The organism is Microcoleus sp. PH2017_35_SFW_U_B (assembly GCF_020737865.1).
Classification (GTDB): domain Bacteria; phylum Cyanobacteriota; class Cyanobacteriia; order Cyanobacteriales; family Microcoleaceae; genus Microcoleus.
On sequence record NZ_JAEQDE010000035.1, the window covers coordinates 12,403 to 30,924 of the forward strand.

At 43.5% G+C, this 18,522-nt stretch carries 11 protein-coding genes, 1 tRNA gene and 1 pseudogene; 5 read left to right on the forward strand and 8 right to left on the reverse strand.

All coding sequences use genetic code 11. The features are described from left to right. Positions 1 to 116: 116 nt before the first annotated feature. From JGK36_RS09360 to JGK36_RS09375, 4 genes are all read left to right on the forward strand, one after another. The gene (locus tag JGK36_RS09360; RefSeq protein WP_293197527.1) at positions 117 to 2,813 is read left to right on the forward strand and encodes a PAS domain S-box protein; all 2,697 of its coding nucleotides are present in this window, start codon (positions 117 to 119) and stop codon (positions 2,811 to 2,813) included. Between the two features lie 50 nt (positions 2,814 to 2,863). Then, positions 2,864 to 3,310 carry a response regulator gene (locus tag JGK36_RS09365; RefSeq protein WP_293155910.1) on the forward strand — a complete coding sequence of 149 codons (447 nt, stop codon included), beginning with the start codon at positions 2,864 to 2,866 and terminating at the stop codon, positions 3,308 to 3,310. A gap of 1,031 nt (positions 3,311 to 4,341) precedes the next feature. Continuing rightward, positions 4,342 to 5,841, forward strand: a complete 1,500-nt coding sequence (locus JGK36_RS09370; protein ID WP_293175663.1) for an ATP-binding protein — start codon at positions 4,342 to 4,344, stop codon at positions 5,839 to 5,841. Between the two features lie 664 nt (positions 5,842 to 6,505). Then, positions 6,506 to 7,594, forward strand: coding sequence for a response regulator (locus JGK36_RS09375; protein WP_293197529.1), 1,089 nt, complete (start codon positions 6,506 to 6,508; stop codon positions 7,592 to 7,594). A 355-nt stretch (positions 7,595 to 7,949) separates the two neighbouring features. On the opposite strand, the gene JGK36_RS09380 is transcribed toward JGK36_RS09375, so the two are convergent. The 5 genes and pseudogenes from JGK36_RS09380 to JGK36_RS09400 all read right to left on the reverse strand — a co-directional run bounded on the left by JGK36_RS09380 (position 7,950) and on the right by JGK36_RS09400 (position 15,761). Further along, complete coding sequence (locus JGK36_RS09380; RefSeq protein WP_293175657.1) at positions 7,950 to 10,556, reverse strand: PAS domain S-box protein; 2,607 nt, start codon at positions 10,554 to 10,556, stop codon at positions 7,950 to 7,952. Beyond that, the gene (locus JGK36_RS09385) at positions 10,553 to 10,948 is read right to left on the reverse strand and encodes a response regulator (protein WP_293175655.1); all 396 of its coding nucleotides are present in this window, start codon (positions 10,946 to 10,948) and stop codon (positions 10,553 to 10,555) included. The genes JGK36_RS09380 and JGK36_RS09385 overlap by 4 nt, the downstream gene beginning before the upstream one ends. Positions 10,949 to 11,072: 124 nt before the next feature. Continuing rightward, positions 11,073 to 12,509 carry a response regulator gene (locus JGK36_RS09390; RefSeq protein WP_293155928.1) on the reverse strand — a complete coding sequence of 479 codons (1,437 nt, stop codon included), beginning with the start codon at positions 12,507 to 12,509 and terminating at the stop codon, positions 11,073 to 11,075. Then, positions 12,502 to 15,366, reverse strand: a pseudogene (locus tag JGK36_RS09395) (ATP-binding protein). Before JGK36_RS09395 ends, JGK36_RS09390 begins: the two are co-directional and overlap by 8 nt. Positions 15,367 to 15,539: 173 nt before the next feature. Beyond that, positions 15,540 to 15,761 carry a hypothetical protein gene (locus tag JGK36_RS09400; RefSeq protein ID WP_293197530.1) on the reverse strand — a complete coding sequence of 74 codons (222 nt, stop codon included), beginning with the start codon at positions 15,759 to 15,761 and terminating at the stop codon, positions 15,540 to 15,542. On the opposite strand from JGK36_RS09400, the gene JGK36_RS09405 reads away from it, so the two are divergent. Then, a tRNA-Arg gene (locus JGK36_RS09405) sits at positions 15,735 to 15,807 on the forward strand. The two genes, JGK36_RS09400 and JGK36_RS09405, sit on opposite strands and share 27 nt — an antisense overlap. Before the next feature lie 273 nt (positions 15,808 to 16,080). On the opposite strand, the gene kaiC is transcribed toward JGK36_RS09405, so the two are convergent. The 3 genes from kaiC to JGK36_RS09420 all read right to left on the reverse strand — a co-directional run bounded on the left by kaiC (position 16,081) and on the right by JGK36_RS09420 (position 18,343). After that, positions 16,081 to 17,643, reverse strand: a complete 1,563-nt coding sequence (kaiC, locus tag JGK36_RS09410) for a circadian clock protein KaiC (RefSeq protein ID WP_293175649.1) — start codon at positions 17,641 to 17,643, stop codon at positions 16,081 to 16,083. 143 nt (positions 17,644 to 17,786) lie between these two features. Then, on the reverse strand, positions 17,787 to 18,101 hold the full coding sequence (gene kaiB / locus JGK36_RS09415; protein ID WP_265233654.1) for a circadian clock protein KaiB: 315 nt from the start codon (positions 18,099 to 18,101) through the stop codon (positions 17,787 to 17,789). Positions 18,102 to 18,199: 98 nt separating this feature from the next. After that, positions 18,200 to 18,343, reverse strand: a complete 144-nt coding sequence (locus JGK36_RS09420) for a hypothetical protein (protein WP_293197532.1) — start codon at positions 18,341 to 18,343, stop codon at positions 18,200 to 18,202. Between the last annotated feature and the right edge of the window lie 179 nt (positions 18,344 to 18,522).

Genomic DNA, 18,522 nt, shown 5'->3' on the forward strand with positions numbered 1-18,522 from the left:
CCATTACCCATTTCTTTATCATGTGGACTATTTTAAATAACCTCTTATTCATCGGGAATTACATTCCTCACGGCCACTGTTACCTTTGGCAGCGAGAGCTTGTCGCGCTGCATATAGTGTCAGACTCGATAATTGCCCTGGCATACTATTCAATACCCCTATCCCTAATTTATTTTATCAGTCAGCGAAAAGACTTGCCATTTCGCAACATTTTTTGGCTGTTTGCCGCCTTTATTATCTCCTGCGGTACTACTCATGTAATGGAAGTTTGGACGCTTTGGCATCCTGTTTATTGGGTTTCTGGCTGTCTAAAAATGATTACCGCCGCGATTTCTGCTTACACGGCTTTTGCATTAATTCCTTTAGTTCCCCAAGCATTAACTCTCCTGAGTCCAACTCAATTAGGGATGATCGATCGCATACTGCAACAAGAAATCATCGAACGCCGAGAAACAGAAGCTCGCTATCAAACCTTAACTGAAGCTTCGCCGGTGGGAATATTTTATGCAGACGCTATAGGAGATTGCTTGTATGTCAACGAGCGCTGGTGTCAAATTTCGGGAATGGGCTGCGATGAAGCTTTGGGTAAAGGGTGGTTCCAAGGCATTCATCCAGACGACCGCCAGCGGGTTTTTGACCAATGGTACAGCGCCGCTGCCGAGAAATTGCCGTTTAAATCTGAGTACCGCTTTCAAGGCATCGATCGCACTAAAATCAGTTGGGTATTCGGTCAAGCTGTCGGTCAAGTCGGAGAAAATGGGAAGGTTAAAAGTTATGTTGCTACTATTACTGATATTACAGAACGCAAGCAGGTAGAAGAAGAAAATCGACTGCTCAATGAAACTCTGGAGCGTCGAGTAGTCGCTCGCACTGCTCAAATTGAAATTTACAACCACAAATTGCAAAAAGAAATCGCCTACAGACAAAAAATTGCGTTCACTTTGTTAGAATTGACGCAACTGCAAAATGCAATTCTTAATAGCCCTAACTACACAATTATTTCTACCGAACCAGACGGTACGATTAAAACATTTAATCTGGCAGCCCAGAAACTTTTAGGCTATTCCTCCGAAGAAGTGGTGGGAAAATTTACGCTAGCAATCATTCACGATCCTGTGGAGGTCGGTAAAAGAGCAGAAATTCTTTCTCAAGAATTGGGAGTAAAAATAGAGCCGGAGTTTGAGGTTTTTGTTGCCTGGGCGCGTCGGGGAATAGCTGACGAAAATGAATGGAGTTACATTCGCAAAGATGGTTCGCGGTTTCCGGTACTGCTGTCTGTGACTGCCTTATTTGACAACAACGGAAATATTAACGGTTTTTTGGGTATCGGTCAGGATATTAGCGATCGCAAACAAGCTGAAAAAGATTTCCGCGACCTCACCATTGCCCTGCAAAATGCCGTGGAAGGCATTTCGCGACTGGACATTGAGGGACGCTACGTCAATGCTAACCGAGCTTACGCTCATACCTGCGGTTACGAACCCGAAGAAATGGTCGGTATGGAATGGATACTCACCGTACATCCTGATGATATTGAGATGCTAATCTCAGCTTATGAGGAGATGCTAATTTCTGGCAAAGTAGACGTGGAAGCTAGAGGAGTCCGGAAAAATGGAACGTTTTTTTACAAGCAAATAACTCTGGTAAAAGCTTGCGACGCCCAAGGGACATTTAACGGTCACCACTGTTTCATGAAAGATATCACCGATCGCAAACTAACTGAAACAGCTTTGCAGGAAAGCGAATTCAAGTACAGACAAATAGTTGAATTAGCAGAAGAAGGTATTTGGGTAATTGACAGCAATTCCCTCACGACTTATGTCAATCACGCAATGGCACGAATGCTTGGCTATAGTGAAGTAGAAATGTTAGGTAGACCGCTTTTGGATTTCACGGACGAACCGGAAAGAACATCAAATCTCTATCCTGTGGATTGGCGCCAGCAAGCTATTGGTGAAAAACGTGAAGTACAACTAAAAACTAAGGAGGGTAAAGATGTTTGGACTTATATTTCTACCAGTCCAGTATTCGACAATCTGGGGAATATGCTGTCTTGTTGTGCGTTGGTTTACAACATTACAGGCCGCAAAGAAGCAGAGGAGCAAATGCTGCAACTTACAGAAGATTTGAAGCGTTCTAACGAGGAACTAGAACAATTTGCTTATGTGGCTTCCCACGATTTGCAAGAACCGCTCCGAGCCGTTACCAGTTACACTCAATTACTCGCCCAGCGCTATCAAGAAAATTTGGACGATCGCGCCGATAAGTATATTAATTATATTGTTGACGGCGCGACCAGAATGCAACAATTGATTAATGATTTGTTGGCGTATTCGCGACTGGGAACGAGGGGTCAGGAGTTTGAGCCAGCCGACTGCAATGCTGCTGTCAAGCAAAGTTTGTGCAATTTGCAAATTGCGATCGCCGAAACAAAAGCTGTCATCACCTGCGACGCGATGCCAACGGTGATGGCAGATGAATCTCAACTGGTGCAATTATTCCAAAATTTGATCGCCAACGGCATCAAATTTTGCCGCGAAGACATCCCGTTCATTCAGATCGCAGCCCAAAGGCAAGAGGGCGAATGGCTGTTCAGCGTCCGCGATCGGGGCATTGGCATCGATCCTGAGTATGCCGATCGCATTTTTATCATTTTTCAACGCCTGCACGGACGCCGCGAATATTCCGGTACTGGCATAGGTTTGGCGATGTGCAAGCGGATTGTGGAACGCCATGGCGGGCGGATCTGGGTGGAATCTCAGGAGGGAAAAGGAGCGACTTTTTACTTCACTATTCCTATAATTAATAGCTGAAGGGTCAAAGTTCAATTTTTTTTTCCTCTAATCAAAAGGATACGCCAGTTATGAGCGATCGAAGCACTGTTAGACCCGTTGAGATTCTGCTGATTGAGGATTCGCCCAGCGACGCCGATTTGGCAATAGAAGCCTTCGGTCAGGGTAAAATATTGAATAACTTACATTTTGTGGAGGATGGAGTTGAAGCAATCAAGTTTTTACACAAAACAGCACCCTACCTGGGCGTACCCCGTCCTGATTTAATTTTGCTGGATTTGAATCTGCCCAAAAAAAGTGGCGTTGAAGTGCTAGAAGAAATTAAAACTGACCCTAATTTAAAATTAATTCCTGTAGTGATTCTCACCACTTCAGCAGCTCCGGAGGATATTGCCAAGTCCTACTCGCTCCACGCCAACTGTTACATAACTAAGCCTGTAGACTTCGTACAATTTACTAAAGTAGTCAGGTTAATTGAGGAATTCTGGCTCGCAGTCGTCAAACTTCCTCTAAATTAAACAACAGATACTTTGCTGATGGCCAATAGAAAATTTTTTCAACTTTTTGAAATTCGGTATAGGAGGATTCACCCAGCAGTCCTGATATCGGTAAAAAATGCAAATGTAGGCTAACTGCAAACCCCAGAGCCATTTCTCATGCCAGAATCGCAAATAGTATCACTTGGCTAGAAAAAGTCTGGCAAAAAGCATTTTTTTCACAAGTGGCATAAGAGTGGAAGATGGAGTTTGATACTCCCCATGCCTAAAGGCGAGGGGATTCTTGAAGAAACCATAATCGGATCTACAAAGGCGCTATCAATTCGCCGCTACTCGCTCAACTTGAATTTCTTCAAGCATTGCGTATACTTTAGTTTTTTTTGCTTTCAGAGTCCATCACTAGCCAAAAGTTACGGTACGCTCAACAACCAGCCTTTTGTTTGCCCTTTAACTATTCCGAATCAAGTCGGATATGTCCGTTGCCGGGATTGCACCGTACTAGGTTGTTTCAACACGTAGATGGTTATTCCTACTCAATCTTCTTAATCATAACATCAATTTTCGATATGTTTCATTGATCGATAGTTCGGACAGTTTTTTAACGACTCTGTAAGCGTTACAGACTAAGCCCTGGCATTTTTAATGATTTTTTGAAACGAGCGGGCTAGACTTAAAGATTGAAAAAATAGTCAGCCCTATAGCCATCAAGGGTTTGAGATACTCGATCAGATCTAAAACTGTCCTTCGTATTGATTGATGTATGTAAAGAAATATTGAAGGCGGTTGAAACCGCTACCGACTTGGATCCGTGTCGTTAGCCCGGGGCTTGCGTTTCGCTCTTCGGTCAGCAAGGATTTTTTTCCAGCCAGAAAGTTTGTAGTGGGCGTACCCCGTCTTGATTGCATTATGCTTGACTTGAATTTGGCTAAATAAAGTGGTTTGGAAGTGTTACCAAATAATAATTTTCAAGTTGCAAATGGCAGGGTCAAGAAAAAAAGTTTAAGCTGAGATTGATACGCCGTGAAAATGTTACAGCCAAAAACCTCTAAGCTATGTGGATTAAGATTCTGTTAATAGAAGACAATCCCGCTGATGCTGATTTGCTTGCAGAACTTTTAGAAGTATCTGGGGGCGTTCAGTGGGAACTCGTGTCTGTTGAGTTCCTGCATGAGGCGATCGCCCAACTGTCCAAACAACACTTTGATATAGTATTGCTCGACCTTTCTTTACCCGACAGCCGCGGTTTGGAAACCCTAACTCGCCTGCGAGAAGTTGCTCCCGATACAGCAATGGTGGTAATGACAGGCTTGGACGATGAGGCGATCGCCCTAGAATCAGTTCGCTTGGGAGCTCAAGATTACATTGTTAAAGGTCAAATTACTACTCCATTATTAGTGCGGACTATCCGCTACGCGATCGAACGATCGCAAACATTCCAAATGCTGCGGGAAAGCGAGCGACGTTTTCGGGCGATTTTTGACTCTTCCTTTCAACTCACCAAGCTGCTGACTCCCGAAGGAGTCGTGCTGGAAGTCAACGAGACAGCCCTCGATTTTGCCGGAGTGCGATCGCAAGATATAGTCGGCCGCCCGATTTGGCAAATGGTGATTTGGCCTCAAACCCGAAATTTTTCCGAACAACTGCAATTTGCGATCGCCAAAGCCAGCCGCGGCGAGTTTTTCCGCAGCGAAATCGACTTGGTAGGCAAAAACGGCCAAATTGTCACAGTTGATTTCTCACTCAAACCTGTTAAAAATGAGACAGGACAAGTTTTGCTGCTGATTGCTGAAGCCCGCGACATTAGCGATCGCAAACGCGCAGAAGCTGAAATTCTCAAAGCCCTCGCACGAGAAAAAGAACTTTCCGAACTGCGAGCCAAATTTGTCACCATGGTTTCCCACGAATTCCGCACCCCCCTGACAACCATCCAATTTTCCGCTGGATTGCTCCAAGATTACAGCGCTAAGTGGTCAGAAGAAAAAAAATCTACTCATTTTGTGCGGATTCAACTAGCCATCAAACGCATGACAGAGTTATTAGAAGATATCCTCGTAATTGGCAAAATAGAAGCAAACACCTTACCATTTCAACCGATTTCCTTAAACCTCGAAAAATTTTGCCGTCAACTCGTAGAAGAACAGCAGCTCAACGATAGCAACCAACATCCGATCGCCTTTATACATGAAGGCGGCAACTGCGACGCTCAAATGGATGAAAAACTGCTGCGGCAAATGTTGGGAAACGTCCTCTCAAATGCCATCAAATATTCCCCCGCCGGCAGTTCAGTTTCCTTGCGACTAAATTGTCAAAACGGCAAAGCTGTTTTCCAGGTTCAAGACCAGGGCATCGGGATTCCCCAAACCGATATAGAGCGGATCTTAGAAACTTTTTACCGAGCTACAAATGTCGGCACTATTTCAGGAACAGGTCTCGGTTTAGCAATTGTGAAAAGAGCCGTGGAACTTCACGGCGGCAAACTGGCGATCGAGAGTCAAGAAGGAAAAAGCACAACTTTCACTATTACCTTACCTTTAATTTGTGCTAGCCAATAAGCTGCTGCGCCAGAGAGAGAGAGTGCGAGAGGGGAAGACGAGTTGATTAATGTTAATAGTTCATTCAAATATATAGCGGTTCTCATAAAGACGAGGTATGTCACATTCTGCTACGATCGTCGGATTGATAACACACACGCGCCCAGAGCCTCTTTACCGGAGTTTAACCTCAGAAAGCTTGGAAGCATCTCAGTTTTGGAAAAAGCATTTTTTTTACAGTGCGAGCGTCCCCGCTCGCGTGCTTTATAAAGCACGCGAGCTCCCGACACCACTACAAATACAAAACTGAGATGCTCCCGAAAGCTTATAGGAAAGAAACTATCGATTACCAATTACCCATTAGCCATTACCAGACATACATCATTTTTGGGAGAAAGGTTATACAATTTAAATGCAGTACAGATTCAGGGTGCATCTAGCGCAAGGCGAATATATTCGTAGGGGCGAAGCATGACCGCAGTCAATATGAGATGATAACTAATAACTTATATGCGGTCATGCTTCGCCCTCTTCCTTGCGCCAGATGCACCCCAGCTTCACGACTAAATTATCAACTATAAGCATCCGCCACTTAACGCTCAGTTAACAACACAAACAAACAAATTTGTCAAGTATCCTCACACAGATCTTTTGCAACAACTACTAACGAAAAGGAGCAATAACCGTGGCAAAGATTTTAGTAATAGAAGACGAAGAATCGATTAGAGAAAACATTTTAGAGTTACTGGAAGCCGAGAATTTTGAAGGCATTGGAGCGAACGACGGTAAAGTCGGTATCAAATTGGCGATCGCACAAATCCCCGATTTAATTTTGTGCGACATGATGATGCCGGAAATTGACGGTCACGGCGTCCTCAAAGCTTTGCGTTCCGACCCCATAACTGCCACAATTCCGTTTATTTTCCTCACAGCCAAAGCCGATAAAAGTGACATTCGCACTGGCATGGAAATGGGAGCAGACGATTACATTACTAAACCTTGTACGCCACAAGAACTGCTAAAAGCAATTGCTATTCGACTTGATAAACAGAAAACAATTAGCAAGCAATCTCAAAAAACCCTAGACGAATTACGCATTAATATTAGTATGTCGCTCCCCCACGAATTGCGGACTCCTTTGAATGCTATTCTGGGCTTTTCCGAGTTAATTTTGTCAGAATATCAGGTGTTCGAGGATTCAGACATCTTAGAAATGATCGGTCAAATTAACACTTCAGGTCATCGCTTATATCGGCTGATTCAGAACTTTTTGCTGTATGCAGAACTTGAGATAGCAGGCACAAATCCCGAACTGCTAAAAGAAATGCGCTGTAGCCAATTTAGCTGCGTACAATCTTTGCTCACTCAAAAAGCGCTCCAGCAAGCGAAACAGGTGAATAGAACAGACGATTTAAAATTAAATTTGCAGGATGCGTCGGTAGCTATTGATTCTATGAGACTTACAAAAATTGTTGAGGAACTGCTGGACAATGCCTTCAAATTTTCTTTAGAAGGAACGCCAGTTTTATTAAGCACTTTCGTGGAAAATGAGACTTTTATTCTGTCTGTCAAAGACCAAGGTCGCGGCATGACTCCCGATCAGATAGCACAGCTAGAAGCTTACAGGCAGTTCGATCGCAAACTTTACCAACAACCAGGTTTGGGATTGGGCTTGGCCATTGTTCAACGCCTAGCAGAATTGCACGGAGGACAATTTAAAATAGAAAGTTTGCCACAGCAAGAAACAATAGTTTCCGTTTCCCTGCCAATCTAAACAATTTTAGATTTTAGATTTTATATTTTAGATTTTAGACTTGGGGATGATTTACTAAATCGGGGTTGGGATCTTCCCTAAAGTTACATTATTTTGGGAAAAAGTAAACCAGAATTATGGTATTCTAGATTAAAATTGCATATTTAAATCTAGAATACCCATCTCCCCCTCTCCCGGGAGCATCTCAGTTTTGTATTTATAGTGCGAGCACGCAAGAGCTCGCGTATTGTACAATACGCGAGCTCTTGCGTGCTCGCACTCAAAGAAAAAATGCTTTTTATAAAAATGATATGCTCCCCATTCTTCCCCTCTCCCCCTCTCGAACATAACAGACAATCTCTCCGGCGAACAAAGCTTATGCAGGAGCGATCGCCCGTTTCACACATCGGTGCATATAAATTTGAGCTACCTTATCCCCAGGATTGACTTGCAAGCACGCCGAAAACAATCTTGTAGCTTCGAGAAATTTGTCACTATTGTAGAAAACCAAACCTTGCTCAAACATTGTCTTTGTATCTAACTTTTTCTGCCGCAACTCGGGCGGATCGGCCGTAAATATTTCATAAACCGTTACCATGCGCGATTTGCCTTTGACTGTAACGCGATCGATCAACCTAAAATCATAAACATCATTTAACTGTACAAAAGTATTGTGAGTAATTAACATCGAAACTCCATACTCTTTCGTCAAACTTTCCACGCGAGAAGCTAAATTAACCGCATCGCTAATCACCGTGCTATCCATCCGATTTTGCCCCCCCACCGTGCCTAACATCAAAGAACCCGTATTGATGCCAATGCCAATTTGTAGCGGCGCGCGATCGGGCCGACTGCGACTCATATTATACTCGTTAAGCTGCTGTAGCATGGCAATTCCAGCTTTCACCGCATCGTCCGCACTGCCATTAAACAGCGCCATAATTGCATCGCCAATGTATTTATCAATAAACCCAAAATTTTCAGTAATTGCAGGCTCCATCCGCGACAAATAAGCATTAATAAATTGAAAATTTTCTTCAGGACTCATCTGTTCTGAAAGAGCCGTGAAATTCCGAATATCTGAAAACAACACCGACATTTCTTTCTGCACCTGATCGCCTAATTTTACATCCAGAATACTTTCATATCCCAGAAAGTGTAGAAATTGGTGCGGCACAAACCGCCCGTAAGCATCTGTTAATTTTTCTTCCGCTGCTAAAGCCTTTTGCAGCTCATCTGTGAAGTTGCGGCGCTCGGTTTCTACCTCTTGACGCTCTGTGATATCTTGAAAAACTGCGATCGCGTAAACAATGTTTTTCCGTTCGTCGTAGATTGGAGTCGCCCAAATCTCGATCGGCACAATCCTCTCCGGGCGGTGAATTTCTGCATCATCAGAGTGCACCACTTCCCCCCCCAGCGCCCGCACAATCGGTTGTCTCTCGCTTGGATACAGCTCATTAGTTCCGGCGCAGTAAGTTTGATAAACTTCCGGCAAAGTGCTAGGAATAACATCAGAAACCAAGCCTTTGCCAAGTATTTTCTCAGCCCAAGAATTCATGTAACAAGGTTTCCCAATACCATCAACCACAAATATACCCACCGGCACCGCTTCCAGCAATTGAGTCAGCCGATTTTCGCTTTCTAACAGCGCTTCATTGAACTTTTCTTCAGCTATCAAAGCTTTTTCCAAATCATTCGTAAACTTCAGGCGTTCCGCATCTACAAGTCTTCGCAAAGTAATATCCTCAGCAAAACCCTGGTAGTAAAGCAGTTCACCCCTAGCATCAAAAACAGTACGTGCATCCTCAGAAATCCAGATAATACTGCCATCTCGGCGGTAAACTTCCGACTCAAACTCAGACACAGTACCGTACTGTTCCATCAACGCAAAAAACTCTTGACGGCGGTGCGGTTGCACGTACAATTGCCGCTGAATCTCATTAACACTTGCCATCAATTCTTCAGGGGAATCATAGCCGTAGATTTGAGCGAGAGCAGGATTAGCGCTAATCAAAGTTCCGTCAGGTGCAGTCTGAAAAATACCTTCGAGAGCATTTTCAAATATCCGGCGATACTTCTCTTCAGCTTGCACCAGCGCTGCTTCAGCTTGCTTGCGTTCCGTAATATCAGTAAAAGCAATAATCCCGTAGCAAATATCCCCGAGAGAATCATAAATAGGAGTCGCCCAACTCTCCACCGGAATAACCTTATTACCAGTCCGAATTTCTACACCCTCAGTCCGCACACTTTCGCCCCGCAGCGCCTGCATAATTGGCAATTCTTCCACAGGACATCTCTGATTAGTTCCGGCTTTATAGAATTGATAAATTGCTGCTTTCTGCTCCGAATTAATATGGGGTACAGTGCCTTTCCCAAATACATCCCGCGCCTTTTGATTAGCATAAAAAGATTGACCGTTCGCATCAAGCACGCACACGCCCAACGGCATCGCTTCCAGGTATTGCGTCAACCGACTTTCGTTTTCGTGGAGTTTAGCAATCAGCATCGCCTGCTTGCGGTTTAATCTTGCCAACTCCTGATTCATTTCCTGAAGTTCTATTTGTTTTTCAGCTAATTGTTTATCTTGAAAATATCTGTAGATTGCCTCAGTAACAGTTAATTTTAAATCATCGGTTTGCCAAGGCTTAGGTATGTATCGGTACAATTTAGCATAATTAATAGCATTGGCTACCGCCTCCAAATTAGCCTGCCCCGTCAGCATAATCTTGAGAGTTCTCGGCGAGATGGCATGAACGCTTCTCAATAGCTCGTCTCCTTTCATATTCGGCATGATATGATCGGAAATAACCAAAGGAACTTCATACTGTTCTGCTAAAAGTTCAGACAGCAATTCCAAAGCTTCTTCGCCGCTTTGGGCAGTTTCAATTAAATATTTATCTTCAAAGGCTTTTAGCAGGTCTATTTCCAGACTATCGAGTATAGTCTGCTCATCATCCACACAAATAATCACAGGTTTTTTCATAACTTTGCTAGACCAGACTTAATCGCTTCAATTAATTCTTGATTTTGCCAAGGTTTTTGTATAAAAGCATGAAGATTGGCTTGAGATTTTGTGCGTTCAATTGCTTCTTTGTCCGCTTGTCCTGTCAGCATAACTGTCACAATCTGCGGATATTTTTGATGAATTTTAATCAGCAACTCATCTCCTTTCATTCCAGGCATCAACCAATCAGAGACAATAACTAGAATGTTAACCTCATCTTCACACAGCTCTTCAATAATCTCCAGTGCTTCGGCAGCACTTTCAGCAAATTCGCAAAGATATTTACCCTTAAATGCCTGTTGCAGTTCAATTTCCAGACTTTCCAACACCGCTACTTCATCGTCAACACACAAAATTGCTGGTTTAGACATCGCTAGTTTCCTCCTTTCGTCTGGCAGGGTGAACCCGGATGGGCAGCACGCCGTTTTCCAAATTCTACATTCCGCGCGCCTAGACTGCAAATTTTTAGCCCCAGATTTCAGTCTGGTGTTTTACCTACTCAATTAAATTAATCGGCAAAGACACTGTAAATGCAGTTTGACCGGGCACTGACTCCACATCAATTGTACCCTGATGTTTTTTAATGATTTTTTTGACAATATCCAATCCTAATCCGCTGCCTTCTCCCGCTGGTTTGGTCGTAAAAAACGGCTCAAAAATTTTCGGCAAAATCTCCGGTGAAATTCCAGCGCCACTGTCGGTAATTTTTACGGCAAAGTTGGTATCTTGCTCCCAGGCGTCAATTGTTAAAGTTCCTTGATTGTCCATCGCTTGTAAGGCATTGTGAATTAAATTTGTCCAAACTTGATTGAGTTCGTCTGGATAACACAATACCGGAGGCAATTGAGCTTGATAGTTTCTGACGATTTCTACACCTTGTTTTAGCTGGTTCTGATAAAGAGTTAATACAGTTTCAATTCCATCAGTGATATTCACTTCTAGTTTATCCCCATGCACATCGTAACGCGCATAATTTTTGAGAGCAAAAACGACTTTTGCAGCGCGTTCTGTAGCGGTAGCGATGGTTCTGGCGCTTTTTTGAATACTAGCAAAATCGTAGGCGGTTTTGATAATATTTTCGCTGTCAGGGTCTTTGAGCAACGGCACGAATTCTTGCACATTTCCTTGCAATCCGATATTGACTAAAATGCTAGCAAGGCTGTCAGCATTATCAATCCCTTCCGCATCTAGTTGCTGCTTCACGCCTCTTTTAAATTCCCGTTTTTCTCGCGTAGATAAAGAGTAAGTTTGTTGGCGGGAACTGTACATTAAACTCAAAAAATCGTGCTGGCGTTCGGCAGACAGTTCTTTAAAAAAAACTGGCAAACTGTCGAGATTGTTATCCAAAAAGCCGGTAATATTCCCAATAGACGATCGAATCGCCCCTAGCGGCGTATTAATTTCGTGAGCAATGCCTGCAATCAGTTGCCCTAAGGCAGCCATTTTTTCCGATTGAACTAATTGCTCCTGAGTTGCTTGCAGTTGCTCTAAAGTGATTGTCAGTTCATCGTTTTTCTGTTTGAGTTTTTTTTGCAACTGGCACATTGCTAAATGGGTTTCTACTCTAACTAGCACCTCTTCCATCTGAAAGGGTTTGGTAATATAATCTACTCCGCCTACAGCAAAAGCTTTAACCTTATCTAGTACGTCATTTATCGCGCTGATAAAAATCACCGGAATGTCGCGAGTGCGTTCATCAGCTTTGATTTTTTCGCAAACTTCATACCCGTTCATTTCGGGCATCATAATATCCAGCAAAATCAAATCGGGAGGCATACCTTGTGCGGCCGAAAGTGCTAACTCGCCGCTCGGTACGGGGCGGACTTTATAGCCCTTGCCATTCAAAATTCCGGCTAGCAGTCGCAAATTCGCTGGGGTATCGTCCACTACTAAAATATTACCGGGAGGGGTACTAGGAATGTCATTATTCATGTGAGCTTGCTTGAGAGATTAACTTTAAAACTTTGTCGTACTCGAAATTTTCTATACAATTGGCGATCGCAGCAGCAGTTACTGTATCCTTTAATCTAATTTGGTCGATCGAACTCTCAATGAAATCCATATCCACTTTTAGTATGGCCAGCTTTAAATCAGCTACCAGCGACTCAGGCAATTTAAGGAAGTCAGCCGCAGTCATTTCGCGATCGCGCTCTTTGACTGCCGATGAGTTAGCTTGCCCCGGATCTTCATAAATATAGCGTACTCCGATATGTTTGTGCATAGCATCGAAAATATCGGCTTCCCGGAAAGGTTTCCGCATAAAAGCATCGCAGCCCGCCGACAAAATTACAGCCCGTTCTTCCTCCAAAACGCTCGCAGTCAGCGCAATAATAGCAGTAGCTTGACCTTTAATAGTGCCTTTAATGTATTGTGTTGCTTCGTAGCCGTCCATCACGGGCATTCTCATGTCCATCCAAATTAAATGTGGCTCCCAATTGTCCCAAATCTCAATAGCTTCTTGACCGTTAGTAGCTTCTTTCAGTTCAAAACCCAGAGGATTGAGAAGCTTAATCAACAGTTGGCGGTTGAGCAGTTTATCATCTACTATCAAAATTCGATAGGGGTGTTGGTTGGGTTCCAAGGCAATCACATTGCGAGTTTGTTTTGGGATAGAAATATCAGCCGCCTCCACCGCAATAACTTGAATATCAAACTGAAAATTAGTGCCCTTCCCAACAGCAGAATTGACGCTGATTTCGCCACCCATTAATTCCACAAATTTGCGGCTGATTGGCAATCCCAAGCCTGTACCTTCTTGGGAATCTTTGCCTGTCTGGGTTTGCACGAAAGCTTCAAAAAGATTGTCTAATTCATTGGCAGCAATACCTGGGCCAGTATCTTCGACTTCAAAATGAATAAAGAAGGATGAGGCAGAAGTTGAACCGTCATTGTGGGTTTTATAACTCGCATTTTCTGACAAAGTTAAATGTGGAGATTTAATGTTATTACTGACCTCAATTCCTGTATTTTTGTAGGTTTTTGATACAAGATTATTTACTGATTTTTTCTCTCAGTCTTGGCTGATTAAATGCTTGCTAGCTCTGACACAAACACCGCCATATTCTGTGAATTTAAGAGCGTTATTTAGCAAATTAATTAATATTTGCCGCAATTTTAACTCGTCAGTTTCTACGTATTGCGGTAAGTCGGGACTGCGATCGAAAACTAACTGCAAATGCTTGTCATCTGCTTTGAGTTGAAACATATCGTCCAAGTCGTGTAGCAGGCGATAGAGGTCGAATTTTTTGGGATTGAGGGTGGTGCGCCCCGATTCAATTTTAGATAAATCGAGCACGTTATTAATCAGGGTGAGCAGGTGTTCTCCGCTGCTGCTAATTATGCTAAGATTTTCTTGGTGTTCTCGGGATAGGGTTTGGCTGCGAGTCATCAGTTGGGAAAAGCCGAGAATTGCATTGAGGGGCGATCGCAATTCGTGACTCATGTTAGCCAGAAAGGCACTTTTAGCTTGATTGGCTACTTCCGCCTTGTCCTTGGCTACAGCCAATTCGGCAGTCCGCTCTTGCACTCGGTGTTCTAAAGTTGCAAAAGATTGTTGCAGTTGTTGAGCCATGCTGTTAAATGACTTGGCTAATTCTCCCAATTCGTCGGAACGTTCGCTTTCTACTGTGGTGTCCCATTCGCCTTTAGCAATATTTTTAGCTGCTGTATTTAAGCGCAAAATTGGATTTGTCACCCACCGAGAAGTCTGAATGCCGATAACTACAGCTATGGCTAAAGCTGCCAAACAAAGCCAAATTGTCATGCGAGTATTGGCATCGATTTGTTCGGTGAAATCTGCTTCAGGAACAACTACCACAATCAGCCAGTCCAAACCTTTGCCGTCTTGGAAAGGTAGGACTTTTACAAATTGTCGCTTGCCGTCTATTTCAAAATTTAAGATATAGGAAGTTTTAATTTCCTTTAATTCCCGAAAACGAGCTGCTACATATTTAGCTGTAGCTTGAGTCGAGGGGTCAACACTCTCTTCTGCTTTAAACAGTTCTTTTTTATTATCTTTGGTACGGAATGGTTGTTCGGCTGTTGAAGTTGCGAGTAACGTACCATTTCTTTCGACAATAAATGCTTGACCGGATTTGCCGATCTTGAGACTGTTTAAAAATATTCCAATATGGTCGAGACGCAAAGCAGCAATTAATACTCCTTCTAGCTGGTTGTTATCGTATACAGGTTGGAGTGCGCTGAGTATTAATGTTGGTTCAAGAAACGAAATATAAACTGAGCTCCAAGTTGGTTTGCCGACATTAGCTGCATTTTGGTACGAAGGATGTTCGCGGATGTCAAATTTTTTGACCATTGCTGCTACGGTAGTGCGATCGCCTGTATTGTTAGTATTGTATGAATAAAAATCAAAGCCAGTAGATTTGCCTGACATATTAATCATGAGAGGGCCAGTTGAGAGTTTTTCTCCGGTTCTATAGTCTCCCTTGTTGTTAGCAATAGATGTAAAATTTATATAAGGATATAATTGTACTTGTCGCCAAAGATATTTCTCCCAATCTGATAAATTTTCCATGTTTAACAAGCCCAGTTTGACAGTATCGAGCTTGCTTTGATTGATTTGATGGGGAGTAGTCAGGTAAACTTGCAGGTTTTGCTCGACACGCAAACTCACCTCGCTCATTAACTGAGTGGCAAGATTATTAACTGCTTTTTGTCCGTTTCTAAAGGAGAGATATCCTACGAGTCCCACGGCTGCGACGATTTGCAGCACAAATGGAACTATGAGAACAGTTCTCAGCGATAATTTATCTAACATTTTATCAATCATAAGATTCAGAGGTTTGGTGAACTTAGCCTAGAACCGTTCTTGGAGAGCTTATCTTAACAGCAGCGCCATCTACTACCTACTAGCTAGAGGAAATTGATGCGGGCTGTATTAGCTGTGGTAGACGCTGAACCGCGATCGAATGTGAGCCTAATCTTTGCTTAGATTAAAGTATATTATTTTACCCATTGTCCTATTATTTTGAGGATAATTGTCAAAATTTGCCGTCTCAGGCTGCGAGAAGTGCCTGATACACGATACGCGCGGGCGAGTAGAACCCGCATCGGCCCAGCGGTTTGGAGAGGGTCGATCGAATTTGCTCGATCGACTAGCCATTTTCGACAAGACGTGTTATACTCAAAAAACGTTGAGGGCACGTAGCTCAGTGGATAGAGCATCAGGTTCCGGTCCTGAGGGTCGGGGGTTCAAATCCCTCCGTGCTCACTGAAATTAATAAAAAGATCGATCGTTCGCGATCGATCTTTTTTATGACCAATGTTCAACAGTTGACAGTTGACAGTTGACAGTTGACAGTTGACAGTTGGAGAGCGACCTCTACCCAGAAGGATGAGGATTGGAGTAATGAATAGTCTGATTTTAATTTCTCCCGGGCTTGGGGCTTTCAATCAATTATTTCTGGTAAAGGAGTTCTGGCTGTGCGGGCGATTTCAGAACACAGCAGCGCGCACCGCACACCCTACAACAGACTGCCGATTGTCAAATATCGTCATCGTTTTGACCTTGCACGCCCTGGAGAATCCGCGATAACTCACTCTTCTCATTAACCGAAATCCGAGTTGGAGAACCGCTGATTATCCGTTCGTAGCCACGGAACGAATCTTTAATTTGTGGGCCTCTTTCAGTAATCGTGTATTCTCGAATTCCTTTGTCGTGCCACGAACCGCGCATCTTAAACACATTAATTGCCCGCGACATTTCGCCTCGAATCTCTACATACTGAAGCATGATAATCGTGTCAGTAATCGTAGAAATATGGGAGTCCGTAATCGAATGAGAACCCATAAACTGGTCGCTGGTATTCGTAAAAAAGCCGGTGATTTCTTCCTGCTTCGCAAAACCAGTCACCCCAATCACAAATTGTCTGAAAGCATTATTGCTGACACCCCTAGCTAGGGCTGAAAGCGAGTCTATGGCAATTCGAGAAGGTTTGAACTCAGCAATTTCTGATTTGATCGTCTGCAAGTGGTCTTCCAAGCCCGCAGATTCGGGGTAAGTACACAGCAGTTTCAGCAGTCCTTTGTGTTCCATTTCCTCAAAATCAATGCCCCAAGAATAAGCATTGCGGAACAACTGAGCCCGCGACTCTTCATAGGCAAAAAGTAGTGCCCGATTGCCGTTCATACAAGCATTCTGCAAGAACTTGCTTACCAACAGCGTTTTGCCGGTTCCCGTCGCACCGGTAGCCAAAATAATCGAGTCTTTAAAGAAACCCCCGCCGCACATCTCGTCGAGAGTTTTATCGCCGGAAGAAACCCGCACGTTAGAAGACTTTTGAGTTAATCGCATGGCCCCCAAGGGGAAAATATTAATACCATCATTGGTCATAGTAAAAGGATATTCACCCTTCATGTGAGTTGTACCGCGCAACTTCAAAATTTCGATGGTGCGGCGGCGGCGTTCGCCTTCCAAGACGTTGCGAACAATCACGACATTATCCGACACAAACTCTTCCACTCCAAACCGCGCCACCGGGCCGTATTCTTCAACCCGTTCGGTAGTCATAACTGTAGTTGCGCCTACTTGTTTGAGGCGCGCAACTAAGCGAAAGATTTCTCGGCGCACCACAGATGCAGCTTCGTACTGCTGAAATACGGCTGTTACTGAATCTATAGAAACGCGCTTGGCTTTGTACTTGCGAATGGCGTACTGAATTCGCTCGATTAAAGCAGATAAATCAAAGTTTCCCACAATATCCTGACCTTCTGGATCGGGGGAAGCATCTAAAATAAATAGCTTGCCTTCATCTATTAGCCGTGCCAAATCCCAACCGAAACTGCAAGCATTTTTAATAATATCTGTCGGAGATTCTTCAAAAGTTACGAGGACTCCAGGTTCGTCAAAATGGATGATTCCGTTATATATAAATTGTACGGCAAATAAAGTTTTTCCCGTTCCTGACGTGCCGCTGACTAGGGTGGTTCTGCCGATCGGCATTCCGCCGTGACTGATGTCATCGAAACCCTCAATCATCGTGCGAATCTTTTCAACGCCTGCCGTTACCAATCCTTCTGGTTGCACCGTTTGACTAATTTCATTCATGTCGATTTTTGTCAACTCTCAGTATTCTTTATTTCTCACTCATTAACCCAGCCCATGAGTCTTTATACCCAGCTTGTAATTTGGGTTCTTGCTCAATAACTAATGACTGCTGACTGCGGATCAATGACTGTCTTCTGATTATCTTATGAATTCAGGTCTTCTTCGCGAAGTTCTTCATAGAGCAAATCTAATCCTATCAGAACTTTCTCGCGATCGGACAAATCGCCGATAATTTTTCGCACCGGCGGCGGCAAGATTTTCGCCAGGGTGGGGGTTGCTAGAATTTTGTCCTCTTCTGCTAGCTGAGGATTTTTGAGAACGTCTATGACTTTCAGGGCGTAGACTCCTTGAAATTCCTGTTCTAGGATGTCTTTTAGGGTTTTCAAAGCTCGCACTGAGTTCGGAGTATTCCCGGCAACGTATAGCTTCAGAATGTAGGTTTTCTTCAGAGGACTCATGAACTTTTTAAATGTTGAGTATTAGTTGTCAGATGTTAGTTGTAGTTGTTATTGGTCTTGAATCCGCTGTTCTTTGTTATTTTATAATAATTTCAGCGTCACGATCGCGCTGCCGGCTGTCTTCTCCTTTCTAGTTTGTTAAATTTTTCCTTGCTTCTTGCTTTTTGCTTCTTGCTTTTGCCAGAAAGAATTGGTTGAAAGCCGGAACCCTTGTAGGGAGAAATTAAAATCAGACTATTCATTACTCGAATCCTCGGACTTCCAGGTAGATGTCGCCCTCATCCCTTCGACTGCACTTGGGGGGCAAGCTGTCAACTGTCAACTGTCAAACGATTTAGGATTTTGGATTTTGGATTTTCGATTGGGGATTGAAGATTTTTAATTGTCAACTGTCAACTGTCAACTCTTCCTTCTTCCTTCT

Excerpts from the sequence above, each read along its gene's own strand:
- JGK36_RS09365 (WP_293155910.1), top strand. The coding sequence starts at position 2,864 with ATGAGCGATCGAAGCACTGTTAGACCCGTTGAGATTCTGCTGATTGAG.
- JGK36_RS09370 (WP_293175663.1), top strand. The coding sequence starts at position 4,342 with ATGTGGATTAAGATTCTGTTAATAGAAGACAATCCCGCTGATGCTGAT.
- JGK36_RS09380 (WP_293175657.1), bottom strand. The coding sequence starts at position 10,556 with ATGAAAAAACCTGTGATTATTTGTGTGGATGATGAGCAGACTATACTC.
- JGK36_RS09385 (WP_293175655.1), bottom strand. The coding sequence starts at position 10,948 with ATGTCTAAACCAGCAATTTTGTGTGTTGACGATGAAGTAGCGGTGTTG.
- JGK36_RS09390 (WP_293155928.1), bottom strand. The coding sequence starts at position 12,509 with ATGAATAATGACATTCCTAGTACCCCTCCCGGTAATATTTTAGTAGTG.
- JGK36_RS09400 (WP_293197530.1), bottom strand. The coding sequence starts at position 15,761 with ATGCTCTATCCACTGAGCTACGTGCCCTCAACGTTTTTTGAGTATAAC.
- kaiC (WP_293175649.1), bottom strand. The coding sequence starts at position 17,643 with ATGAATGAAATTAGTCAAACGGTGCAACCAGAAGGATTGGTAACGGCA.
- kaiB (WP_265233654.1), bottom strand. The coding sequence starts at position 18,101 with ATGAGTCCTCTGAAGAAAACCTACATTCTGAAGCTATACGTTGCCGGG.
- JGK36_RS09420 (WP_293197532.1), bottom strand. The coding sequence starts at position 18,343 with ATGAATAGTCTGATTTTAATTTCTCCCTACAAGGGTTCCGGCTTTCAA.